Annotated in this window: 11 protein-coding genes; all 11 read left to right on the plus strand. The window is 71.1% G+C overall.

The annotated features are described in order from the left end of the window. The first annotated feature begins 113 nt into the window (after window positions 1-113). The 11 genes from ACNQOV_RS12510 to ACNQOV_RS12560 all read left to right on the plus strand — a co-directional run bounded on the left by ACNQOV_RS12510 (window position 114) and on the right by ACNQOV_RS12560 (window position 11,865). Window positions 114-1,187, plus strand: a complete 1,074-nt coding sequence (locus tag ACNQOV_RS12510; protein WP_416394804.1) for a BMP family lipoprotein — start codon at window positions 114-116, stop codon at window positions 1,185-1,187. Window positions 1,188-1,262: 75 nt separating this feature from the next. Further along, window positions 1,263-2,783 (plus strand): ABC transporter ATP-binding protein, encoded by a 1,521-nt coding sequence (locus ACNQOV_RS12515; RefSeq protein ID WP_402268265.1) that lies wholly within the window; start codon window positions 1,263-1,265, stop codon window positions 2,781-2,783. A gap of 49 nt (window positions 2,784-2,832) precedes the next feature. Beyond that, entirely contained in the window at window positions 2,833-4,203 is a 1,371-nt protein-coding gene (locus ACNQOV_RS12520; RefSeq protein ID WP_416394806.1) for an ABC transporter permease, read from the plus strand. Next, window positions 4,200-5,489 carry an ABC transporter permease gene (locus tag ACNQOV_RS12525; RefSeq protein WP_416394808.1) on the plus strand — a complete coding sequence of 430 codons (1,290 nt, stop codon included), beginning with the start codon at window positions 4,200-4,202 and terminating at the stop codon, window positions 5,487-5,489. The genes ACNQOV_RS12520 and ACNQOV_RS12525 overlap by 4 nt, the downstream gene beginning before the upstream one ends. Window positions 5,490-5,652: 163 nt before the next feature. Next, complete coding sequence (locus ACNQOV_RS12530; RefSeq protein ID WP_402268446.1) at window positions 5,653-6,051, plus strand: cytidine deaminase; 399 nt, start codon at window positions 5,653-5,655, stop codon at window positions 6,049-6,051. A 4-nt stretch (window positions 6,052-6,055) separates the two neighbouring features. Further along, window positions 6,056-7,345, plus strand: a complete 1,290-nt coding sequence (locus ACNQOV_RS12535; protein ID WP_416394810.1) for a thymidine phosphorylase — start codon at window positions 6,056-6,058, stop codon at window positions 7,343-7,345. A gap of 132 nt (window positions 7,346-7,477) precedes the next feature. Next, window positions 7,478-8,590 carry an adenosine deaminase gene (locus tag ACNQOV_RS12540; RefSeq protein ID WP_022908137.1) on the plus strand — a complete coding sequence of 371 codons (1,113 nt, stop codon included), beginning with the start codon at window positions 7,478-7,480 and terminating at the stop codon, window positions 8,588-8,590. Window positions 8,591-8,593: 3 nt separating this feature from the next. Beyond that, complete coding sequence (locus ACNQOV_RS12545) at window positions 8,594-9,040, plus strand: PTS sugar transporter subunit IIA (protein WP_402268250.1); 447 nt, start codon at window positions 8,594-8,596, stop codon at window positions 9,038-9,040. Next, on the plus strand, window positions 9,037-9,315 hold the full coding sequence (locus tag ACNQOV_RS12550) for a PTS sugar transporter subunit IIB (protein WP_022908139.1): 279 nt from the start codon (window positions 9,037-9,039) through the stop codon (window positions 9,313-9,315). The genes ACNQOV_RS12545 and ACNQOV_RS12550 overlap by 4 nt, the downstream gene beginning before the upstream one ends. Before the next feature lie 49 nt (window positions 9,316-9,364). Then, the gene (locus tag ACNQOV_RS12555; RefSeq protein WP_416394813.1) at window positions 9,365-10,204 is read left to right on the plus strand and encodes a purine-nucleoside phosphorylase; all 840 of its coding nucleotides are present in this window, start codon (window positions 9,365-9,367) and stop codon (window positions 10,202-10,204) included. Next, entirely contained in the window at window positions 10,201-11,865 is a 1,665-nt protein-coding gene (locus tag ACNQOV_RS12560; RefSeq protein ID WP_416394815.1) for a phospho-sugar mutase, read from the plus strand. The genes ACNQOV_RS12555 and ACNQOV_RS12560 overlap by 4 nt, the downstream gene beginning before the upstream one ends. The last annotated feature ends 64 nt before the right edge of the window (window positions 11,866-11,929 follow it).

The raw sequence follows: 11,929 nt of genomic DNA on the forward strand, positions 1-11,929 counted from the left end.
CTGATCCCAGGAGTCCCTCAGGGGCGTTCTGTACCGGCCGGGCGGTCGTGTACTGTCGCCACGATCGCCCGGAACGCACGTGGTCCGGGCACGCTCCCCGGAGGAACCCACCCGTGACATCTCGTACCCGTCAGGTCCTGTTGAGCTCCCTCGCGCTGGCCGGCACCGTCGCCGTCCTCGCCGGCTGCTCGGCCGCCCCGTCCGACACCGCGACCGGCAACAAGACCAGCTTCCGCCCCTGCATGGTCTCCGACGCCGGTGGCTTCGACGACAAGTCGTTCAACCAGCTCGGCTTCGAAGGCATGAAGGACGCCGCCGCGGACCTCGGTGCCACCTACAAGTCGGCCGAGTCCAAGGACGCCACCGTCTACGACTCGAACATCGAGCAGCTCATCGGCCAGAACTGCAACCTCATCGTCACCGTGGGCTTCAACCTCGCCGACGCCACGAAGAAGCAGGCCGCCGCGAACCCCGACACCGACTTCGCGATCATCGACGACAACTCGATCGACGCCAAGAACGTCAAGCCGATCACGTTCGACACCTCGCAGGCGGCGTTCCTCGCCGGCTACGCGGCCGCCTCGTACTCGAAGAGCGGCGTCGTCGGCACCTTCGGCGGCATGCAGATCCCGACCGTCACGATCTTCATGGACGGCTTCGCGGACGGCGTGAAGTACTACAACGAGCAGAAGTCGAAGAACGTCAAGGTCGTCGGCTGGGACGTCGACAGCCAGAAGGGCTCGTTCACGGGCGGCTTCGAGGCCGGCACCCAGGCCAAGGCCGTCGCGCAGACCCTCATCGACCAGGACGCCGACGTGATCCTGCCCGTCGGTGGCCCGATCTACCAGTCCGCTGCCGAGGCGATCAAGGACGCGAACAACGGTTCCGTGCTGATCGGTGCGGACAGCGACCTGTACGAGGCCGACCCGCGCTACAAGGACATCGCGTTCACGTCCGTCGAGAAGGGCATGCGCCCCGCCGTCAAGGACGTCGTCGAGCAGGCTGCCGACAAGAAGTACTCCAACGAGCCGTACGTCGGCACGCTGAAGAACGACGGCGTCGGCATCGCGCCGTTCCACGACTACGCCGACAAGGTCGACAGCGGCCTCGAGAAGGAGCTCGACACCATCAAGTCGGGCATCATCGACGGGTCGATCAAGGTCGAGACCAAGGCGACCGTCAAGTAGTCCGGTGGACGCGGGCGGGGGACCCTCCCTCGCCCGCGTTTCCGTGCGCCGATCACAGAAACAGACTCTGAGAACATGAAGCTCGAACTCCGCGGCATCACGAAGCGGTTCGGCCCCCTCGTCGCCAACGACCACATCTCGCTCACCGTCGAGCCGGGTGAGGTCCACTGTCTCCTCGGGGAGAACGGCGCCGGCAAGTCGACCCTGATGAACGTCCTGTACGGCCTGTACCAGGCGGACGAGGGTGAGATCCTGCTGGACGACGTCGTCCAGGACTTCGACGGCCCGGGTGACGCCATGCGTTCCGGCATCGGCATGGTGCACCAGCACTTCATGCTCGTCCCCGTCTTCACCGTGGCGGAGAACGTCATCCTCGGCCAGGAGCAGACCGCGTTCGGCGGACGGCTCGACCTCGCCGGCGCCCGCAAGCGCGTCCGCGAGATCTCGGAGCGGTTCGGGTTCGACGTCGACCCGGACGCCAAGGTCGAGGACCTGCCCGTCGGCGTGCAGCAGCGCGTCGAGATCATCAAGGCGCTGTCCCGCGACGCGAAGGTCCTGGTGTTCGACGAGCCGACGGCCGTCCTCACCCCGCAGGAGACCGACGAGCTGATGGGCATCATGCGGCAGCTCCGCGCCGCCGGCACCGCCATCGTCTTCATCACCCACAAGCTCCGCGAGGTCCGCGAGGTCGCCGACCGCATCACCGTGATCCGTCTCGGCAAGGTCGTCGGCGAGGCGTCGCCCACCGCGACGAACAACGAGCTCGCGGCGCTCATGGTCGGCCGCGCCGTCTCCCTCGTCGTGGACAAGGCGCCGGCCACCGAGGGCGAGGACGCCCTCGTCGTCGACGGGCTGACCGTCACCGACCCGTCCGGCATCGTGCTGGTCGACGACGTCTCGTTCACGGTCCGGCGCGGCGAGGTCCTCGCCATCGCCGGGGTCCAGGGCAACGGGCAGACCGAGCTGACCGAGGCGATCCTCGGCCTCGAGCCGGTGCACGCCGGGCACGTCACGCTCGACGGCCGCGAGCTCACCGGCCGCACCGTCAAGCAGATCCTCGACGCGGGCGTCGGCTTCGTTCCGGAGGACCGCAAGGAGGACGGGCTCGTCGGCGAGTTCACCATCGCCGAGAACCTCATGCTCGACCGTGCCGATCACGCCGAGTTCGTCCGCGCCGGCACGATCCGGTCGGCGGAGCGCGACGCGTTCGCCGACGAGAAGATCGCCGAGTTCGACATCCGCACCCCGAGCCGCGCGACCGCCGCCGGCCGGCTGTCCGGCGGCAACCAGCAGAAGATCGTCCTCGCCCGCGAGCTGAGCCGCGAGCTGCGGCTGTTCGTGGCGGCGCAGCCGACGCGCGGCATCGACGTCGGGTCGATCGAGTTCGTGCACAAGCGCATCGTCGCCACCCGCGACACCGGAGTCCCGGTCATCGTCGTCTCCACGGAGCTCGACGAGGTCGTGGCACTCGCCGACCGGATCGCCGTGATGTACCGCGGCGCGATCGTCGGCATCGTCCCCGCGGACACCCCGCGGGACGTCCTCGGCCTGATGATGGCCGGCGAACTCCCAGAAGGAACGGCGCAGGTCGCATGATGGCCGCAGAACTCCACAGCACCCACACGACCGGAACGGAGCTGGCAGCGTGAGCAACACGCCAGACGACACGCAGCCGGATGCCCAGCCGGATGCCCAGCCGACGGCCGACACGCAGCCGGACGCACCGTTGACCGACGACCGCCTGCAGGACGTCGAGGCCACCCCGCACCTCATGACCGACTCCGCCGACGACACCGAGCGTCGCCAGGGCGGCGACCGCTGGCAGGCGGCGCTCCAGGGCATCGTGAACGGGTCCGCCCTCGTGACGGTCCTCGCCGTGGTGCTCGCCCTCGTCGCGTGCGGCATCCTCATCGCCATCACCGACGAGAACGTCCGCGCGGCGGCCGGGTACTTCTTCGCCCGACCGGCGGACACCTTCCGGGCGATCGGCACCGCGGTCGGCGGCGCGTACGCCTCGCTGTTCGAGGGCTCCGTCGTCAACTTCGGTGCGTCGACCTTCCAGCAGGCCATCGTCCCGATCACCCGCTCGGTCGACTACGCCGTCCCGCTCATCGCGGCCGGTCTCGGCATCGCGCTCTCGTTCCGCGCGGGCCTGTTCAACATCGGCGGCCAGGGACAGATCCTGATGGGCGCCGCGGCGGCCGGCTGGGTCGGCTTCTCGTACGACGGCCCCGCCGCGATCCACATCCCGCTCACGATCGTCGCCGGCATCGTCGGCGGTGCGGTGTGGGCCGGCATCGTGGGCGTGCTCAAGGCGCGGACGGGCGCGAACGAGGTCGTCCTGACGATCATGCTCAACTACGTCGCGCTCTACCTCGTGAGCTACATGCTCCGCACGCCGGGCCTCCTGCAGGCGCCGGGCAGCCCGAACCCGATCTCGCCCGCGACGAAGGACAGCGCGGTGCTGCCGCCGCTGTTCGGACCGCGGTACGGCGTGGACCTCGGCTTCGTGGTGGCGATCATCGCGGTCGTCGTCGTGTGGTGGCTCGTCAACAAGTCCTCGCTCGGCTTCCGGTTCCGCACCATCGGTGAGAACCCGCGCGCCGCGCGTGTGGCCGGCATGAGCGTGCCGTCCCTGACCATCTGGGTCCTCGTCATCTCCGGTGCCCTCGTCGGCATCGCCGGCGCGTACCAGGTGCAGGGCGCGGTCACGACGGGCTTCACCTCCGGCATCGACGCCGGCATCGGTTTCGACGCCATCACCGTGGCACTGCTCGGCCGGTCGAAGCCGTGGGGCGTGTTCTGGGCGGCGATCCTGTTCGGCGTGCTGAAGAACGGCGGCTACGCCATGCAGGCCGCGAACGGCATCCCGATCGACATCGTGGGCGTCATCCAGGCCCTCATCGTCCTCTTCATCGCGGCCCCGCCGCTCGTCCGCGCGATCTTCCGGATCCCGCAGCCGGGCGCCCGTCGCCGCGTCTCCACGAAGAACAGCAAGAAGGCGGTCGCCGCGTGAGCACCCTCAGCCCCACCGCGCCCAGCGCGTCCCCGCTCGCCGGCCGTCCGGTCGAGACGACCCGCAGCTGGAAGCTGGCCATCGGGTACGGCGTCTTCACGCTGATCGCCCTCGTCCTCTTCGCGCTGCTGCCCCGCACCGGGACGACCACGTTCCGCCTCGCCAACAGCGGCGACTTCTTCGCCCTGCCCGACGTGCCGCTGCCGGCCGTCGCGACCGGGATCGTCGTGGTCGTGCTGCTCGCCGTGCTCACCGTGTACGCGCTCGTCGAGACCCGTGCGCTCCGCCGCGTGCCGATGTGGGTCACCGCGGTGTTCGCCGTCGTGTTCGTGATCGGGTTCCTGACCTGGGCCGCGGCGGGCAAGTCCCTGCCGATCCCCGGTCTGCTGCTCGGCGCGCTGAGCCTCAGCGTCCCGCTCGTGTTCGGCGCCCTCGGCGGCGTCATCTCGGAGCGCGTCGGTGTCGTGAACATCGCGATCGAGGGCCAGTTCCTCGCCGGTGCCTTCAGCTCCGCGATGGTCGCGTCCATCACGGGCTCGCCGTGGGTCGGCCTGGTCGCGGCGCTCGTCGCGGGCACGCTCGTGTCGTTCATCCTCGCGGCGTTCAGCATCAAGTACCTCGTCGACCAGGTGATCGTCGGTGTCGTCATCAACGCCTTCATCTCCGGGCTGACGGGGTTCCTCTACTCGCAGGTGCTCTCGCCGAACGAGACGACGCTGAACGTGGGCGTCCGGTTCCCGATCGTCCCGATCCCGGTCCTGCACCAGATCCCGGTGATCGGTCCGGTGTTCTTCGAGCAGCGCGTCACGGTCTACCTGGCGTACGTCGCGGTCGCGGTGGTCACCTTCGGGCTCTTCAAGACCCGGTGGGGCCTGCGCCTCCGTGCCGTGGGCGAGCACCCGCAGGCCGCCGACACGGTCGGCATCAACGTCACCGGCACGCGGTTCTGGAACGTCTCCCTCGCCGGCGCGATCGCGGGCCTCGGCGGTGCGTACTTCACGCTCGACGCGGTCGGTCCGTTCACCAAGGACATGACCGCCGGCGCGGGCTACATCGCGCTCGCGGCGGTCATCTTCGGTCGTTGGGACCCGATCAAGGCCACCCTCGCGGCGCTCCTGTTCGGCTTCGCGTCGAACCTGCAGAACACGCTCGGTGCGATCAACTCGCCCGTCCCGAGCGAGTTCCTGCTCATGCTCCCGTACGTGGTGACGATCTTCGCGGTGGCGGGCCTGGTCGGGCAGTCGCGCGGTCCCGCCGCGGCCGGCAAGCCGTACATCAAGAGCTGACGGCCAGGAGGCACGGCACATGACCGACACGCACGCTGCGGGCGACGACCACGTCGCGTCCACCGACCAGACGGGCTGGGCGGATCCGGCCACGGCCCTGGACGGGCGCGGCGGCCGGACCGCCGCCGACGCGGCGGGGGCCGACCCGCGCCTCCCGTCCGACGTGGACTGGACCGCCCTGCGGACCGCCGCGACGGCCGCGATGGGGCACGCCTACGCGCCGTACTCGTCGTTCCCGGTGGGCGCCGCGGCGCTCACCGATGACGGCCGGATCGTCTCCGGGTGCAACGTCGAGAACGCGAGCTACGGGGTGACGCTCTGCGCGGAGTGCTCGCTCGTCTCGCAGCTGCACATGACGGGCGGCGGCAAGCTCGTGGCGTTCACGTGCGTCGACGGCGACGGGGCGACCCTGATGCCGTGCGGCCGGTGCCGCCAGCTGCTGTTCGAACACTCGGCCGAGGGCATGCTCCTCGAGACTGTCTCCGGCATCCGCACCATCGACGAGGTCCTGCCGGACGCCTTCGGGCCGCGGACCCTCGTCACCTACCAGCAGGAGCACTGATCCCATGGCCGTCGAGCCCTTCGACACCGTCGACCTCATCCGCACCAAGCGCTCCGGCGGCGCCCTCAGCACCGCCGAGGTGGACTGGCTCGTCGACGCCTACACCCGCGGCTACGTCGAGGACCCGCAGATGGCCGCGATGGCGATGGCGATCTTCCTGAACGGCATGGAGCGACGCGAGGTCAAGGACCTGACGCTCGCGATGATCGCGTCGGGGGAGCGGATGTCGTTCTCGTCGCTCGGCAAGACGACGGTCGACAAGCACTCAACGGGCGGGGTCGGCGACAAGATCACGCTGCCGCTGGCGCCCCTGGTGGCGTCGTTCGGCGTCGCGGTGCCGCAGCTGTCCGGCCGAGGGCTCGGCCACACCGGAGGCACGCTCGACAAGCTCGAGTCGATCCCGGGCTGGCAGGCGGCGCTGTCGAACGACCGGATGATGGAGATCCTGTCCGACGTCGGCGCGGTGATCTGCGCCGCCGGCTCCGGCCTGGCCCCCGCCGACAAGAAGCTCTACGCGCTCCGGGACATCACCGGGACCGTCGAGTGCATCCCGCTCATCGCCTCGAGCATCATGTCGAAGAAGATCGCCGAGGGCACCGGTGCGCTCGTGCTCGACGTGAAGTTCGGGTCCGGCGCGTTCATGCCGACGTACGAGGCGTCGCGGGAGCTCGCGCAGACGATGGTCGACCTGGGCAACGACGCCGGGGTGAAGACCTCGGCGCTGCTCACCGACATGGGGATCCCGCTCGGGCTGACGATCGGCAACGCGCTCGAGGTGCGCGAGTCGGTCGAGGTGCTCCAGGGCGGTGGGCCGGCCGACGTCGTGGAGCTGACCGTCGCACTCGCGTCGGAGATGCTCGCGCTGGCCGGACTGCCGGACGCCGACCCCGCCGCCGCGCTGGCCGACGGCCGCGCGATGGACACCTGGCGCCGGATGATCCAGGCGCAGGGCGGGGACCCCGCAGCCGCGTTGCCGATCGCCCGCGAGCAGCACGTCGTCACCGCGCCGTCGTCGGGCGTGCTCGCGCAGCAGGACGCCCTGCCGTTCGGCGTCTCGGCCTGGCGCCTGGGTGCCGGTCGTGCCCGCGCGCAGGACCCGGTGCAGGCCGGGGCGGGCATCGAGCTGCACGTCAAGCCCGGTGACACCGTCACCGCGGGGCAGCCGCTCTGGACGCTCCACACCGACGACGCGTCGCGGATCCCGCGGGCGCTCGAGTCGCTCGAGGGTGCGTGGTCGATCGGCACCGAGGCGCCCGCGCGGGGACCGATCGTGCGTGAGCGCATCACGGGCTGAACCCGGGGGGTGGGACCGGCCACCGGCCGGGCCGCGGCCGCCTGCCCGGCTGTGGAGAGCCTCCAGTGGGTCCCAGCGTCTGTTGTGCACAGGTGCCTGCGCTCGGTCGGTGACCACCGATAGCCTGAGTGCATGAGCTCCGACGCCACCACCTACCGCCTGCCCGACGCCGGAGCGGTCATCAACGACCTGCCCAAGGTCTCGCTGCACGACCACCTCGACGGTGGCCTGCGTCCGGCGACGATCGTCGAGCTGGCTGCCGAGGCCGGCGTGGCGCTGCCGACCACCGACGCCGTGGCGCTCGGAGCGTGGTTCGCCGACCAGTCGAACTCGGGGTCGCTCGTCGAGTACCTCAAGACCTTCGACGTCACCACCTCGGTGATGCAGACGGCGCCCCAGCTGCACCGCATCGCGAAGGAGTTCGTCGAGGACCTCGTCGCCGACGGCGTGGTCTACGGCGAGGTCCGCTGGGCACCCGAGCAGCACCTGCGCGGCGGTCTGACGCTCGACGAGACGGTCGAGGCCGTGCAGGGCGGCATCGAGGAAGCCGTCGACGCCGCCGGTGGTCGCATCCGCGTCGGGCAGCTCGTCACCGCGATGCGGCACGCCGACCGATCGCTCGAGATCGCCGAGCTCGCCGTCCGGCACCGCGACCACGGGGTCGTCGGCTTCGACATCGCCGGGGCCGAGGCCGGGTTCCCCGCCTCGAACCACCGCGCCGCCTTCGACCACCTGGCGTCCGAGCTGTTCCCCGTCACCGTGCACGCGGGCGAGGCCGACGGGCTCGCCTCGATCCGGTCCGCGCTCGTCGACGGCCGTGCGCTGCGCCTCGGGCACGGCGTCCGCATCTTCGAGGACGTCACCCTGTCCGACGCCGGTGACGGCTCGACGCTCGCCTCCCTCGGCGAGGTCGCCTCGTGGGTGCGCGACCGCGAGATCCCGCTCGAGGTCTCGCCGTCGTCGAACCTGCAGACCGGCGCGATCGCGGCGTGGGGCGACGACCTCGCCGACCACCCGTTCGACGTGCTCTACCAGCTCGGCTTCCGGGTGACCGTGAACACCGACAACCGCCTGATGAGCGACACGACGCTGTCGAAGGAGCTCGCGCTGCTCGCCGGCACGTTCGGCTACGACCTCGACGACCTCGCGGCGTTCCAGATCAACGCGGCGCTCGGCTCGTTCCTGCCGCTCGAGGACCGCGAGGACATCATCGCCACCATCACGGCCGGCCACCAGGAGGCCTGACGCATGCCACTGCCGCCGCTGCCGGACTCCGCCGTCGTGCTCGGGGCGACCGCGTCCTCGTGGCGTGACGCGCTCCGGGCGGCCGGTGGTGCCCTCGTGTCGTCCGGAGCGGCGACCGAGCCCTACACCGACGCGATGATCGCGCTCGTCGAGGAGCACGGGCCGTACATCGTCATCTCGCCGGGGCTCGCGTTCGCGCACGCCCGGCCGGGCCCCGCGGTGCTCCGGGACGGGCTGTCCGTGGTGACGCTCGCCGAACCGGTGACGTTCGGGCACCCGCACAACGACCCCGTCCGGGTCGTGCTCGGGCTCGCGGTCGCCGGTGTCGGCACGCACCTCGAGTCGATCGGCGAGATCGCGAACCTGTTCAACGACGCCTCGGTGACCGGTCGGATCGCCGCGGCGACCACGGCGGACGAGGTCCGCGCGATCATGGGGGTGTCCGCGTGAAGATCGTGACCATCTGCGGCGCGGGCATCGGGGCCAGCGCGATCCTCAAGGTGAACGCCGAGAAGGCACTCGTGACCCTCGGGCTGACGGCTTCGGTGGTGGCGGCCGACGTGGCGTCCGTGCAACGGGTGTCCGACGATGCGAACGTGATCCTCACGAGCGAGGAGTTCGTCGAGGCGATCGGGTCCACCTACGCCGAGGTCATCGTGATCCGGAACCACTTCGACCAGGCCGAGATCACGGCCGCGGTGGACCGGGCGCTCGGCGAACACTGACGCCGTTCCACGGCCGCTCAGCGGGTTCGGTGCCCTCTAGAGTTGGGGCATGAGCACGGAGAACCCGCTGAACGACCCCGCCGCAGACCCGTTCGAGGTCGCGCGTGACGCCGCCGAGGTCATCGCCTCGAAGTCCGGCATCGACCGCCACGACATCGCCCTGACCCTCGGCTCCGGCTGGGGCAAGGCCGCAGACCTCATCGGCGAGACGGTGTCCGAGATCCCGGCGTCCGAGGTCCCCGGCTTCAGCGCCTCCGCCGTGCCCGGACACTCCGGCACGGTCCGGTCGATTCGGATGGCCGACGGTCGCCACGCACTCGTGATCGGTGCGCGCACGCACTACTACGAAGGGCACGGGGTGCGTCGCGTCGTGCACAGCGTCCGGACCGCTGCGGCGACCGGGGCGTCGATCATGGTCCTCACGAACGGTGCCGGTGGCATCAAGGAGCACTGGACGCCCGGTACCCCGGTCCTCATCAGCGACCACATCAACCTCACCGCCGACAGCCCGCTCGAGGGCGCCACGTTCGTCGACCTCACCGACCTGTACTCGTCGCGGCTCCGAGCGGTCGCCCGCGGCGTGGACCCCTCGCTGGACGAGGGCGTCTACACGCAGTTCCGCGGTCCGCACTACGAGACCCCCGCCGAGGTCCAGATGGCGAAGATCATCGGCGGGCACATCGTCGGCATGTCCACCGCGCTCGAGGCCATCGCCGCGCGGCAGGCCGGCATGGAGGTCCTCGGCTTCTCGCTCATCACGAACCTGGCCGCCGGCATCCAGAAGACGCCGCTGTCGCACGCCGAGGTGCTCGAGGCCGGCCGCGAAGCCGAGCCGGTGATCGCCGACCTGCTCGCCCGGGTCGTGACGGCGCTCGGGGACGACCGGTGAAGCTCGACGTCGACGGGGTCGTCGCTGCCGCACGGGACTGGCTCGCGCAGGACCCGGACCCGGTGACCCGTTCCTCGCTCGATGCGGCGATCGACCGGGCGGCGACCGGCGACGGTCCCGCCGTGCAGGACCTCGCCGCGCGGTTCGCCGGGCGCCTGGCGTTCGGCACCGCCGGCCTCCGCGCCGAGCTCGGGTACGGACCGCTCCGGATGAACCGGGTGGTCGTCACGCAGGCCGCGGCCGGACTCGCCCGGTTCCTCATCGACACCGGCCGGCGGCAGAGCGTGGTCATCGGCTACGACGGTCGGGTGAACTCGGACGTCTTCGCGCGCGACTCGGCCGAGGTCATGCGCGGCCTCGGACTCGAGGTCACCCTGCTGCCGTCGGCGCTCCCCACGCCCGTGCTGGCGTTCGCCGTGCGGCACCTCGACGTCGGTGCCGGGGTGATGGTGACGGCGAGCCACAACCCGCCGCGGGACAACGGGTACAAGGTCTACCTCGGCGAGGACGACGAGGGGTCGCAGATCGTGCCGCCGGTCGACGCCGACATCGCGGCCGCGATCGACGCCGTCGCCGCAGGCTCGATCGCCGACCTGCACCGCGCCACCGACTACACCGTCGCCACGTCCGAGCTGCTCGACGCCTACGTGTCCGCGACCGCCGCGACGGTGGCTGTGCCCGGGCTCGCACCGGACGCGCAGCCGAAGGTCGTCTACACGGCCATGCACGGTGTCGGGTGGGAGACCGCCCGCGCGGTGTTCGAGGCGGCCGGGTTCGCCGAGCCGGTGACCGTGCCCGAGCAGATCGAGCCGGACGGGGCGTTCCCGACGGTGTCGTTCCCGAACCCCGAGGAGCCGGGGGCGATGGACCTGTCGATCGCGCGCGGCGTCGCCGTCGGGGCCGACCTCGTCATCGCGAACGACCCGGACGCCGATCGTCTGGCGCTCGCGATCCCGGACGGCAGCGGGTCCTTCCGTCGACTCTCCGGCAACGAGGTCGGGTGGCTGCTCGGGTGGCGTGCTGCGGCCCAGGCGTCCGCTGCCGGGGTGGGCGGGACGCTCGCGGCGTCGATCGTGTCGTCGCCGGCGCTCGCCCGGGTCGCCGCGCGGCACGGGCTGGAGTACCGCGACACCCTCACCGGCTTCAAGTGGGTCTCGCGTGTGCCGGGGCTGCTGTTCGGCTACGAGGAGGCGCTCGGCTACCTCGTCGACCCCGACTTGGTCCGCGACAAGGACGGCATCTCGGCGGCGCTGTCGCTGCTGTCGCTCGCGTCGGAGCTCGCCGCCTCGGGTTCGTCGATCGCCGGGCAGCTCGACGCCTTCGCCGCCGAGTTCGGGGCGTTCGCGTCCGGGCAGGTGGCGACCCGGGTGGACGACCTCGCCCGCATCGGGCAGGTCATGGCGTCGCTGCGGTCGACGCCGCCGACGACGCTCGGTGGGCTCTCCGTACTCGCGGTGACCGACTACGCCGACGGTGTCGAGGGCTTCCCGCCGTCGGACATCCTGCGCTACGACCTCTCGGGCGACGCTCGGGTGATCGTCCGCCCGAGCGGCACCGAGCCGAAGGTGAAGGTCTACATCGACACCGTCGCCGCGACCCCCGCCGAGGCGCAGGCGCTCGTCGACGCCCTCGCCGCCGACGTCCGCCCCCTGGTGTCGTAGGCCGGGGCCGCGGCCCCACGTCGAACCAGGTTTCCGACGTCGAACCAGCGGTACGAGCTGGTTC

It is taken from the genome of Curtobacterium sp. LFS084 (assembly GCF_047977705.1).
In the GTDB taxonomy this organism is placed as follows: Bacteria; Actinomycetota; Actinomycetes; order Actinomycetales; family Microbacteriaceae; genus Curtobacterium.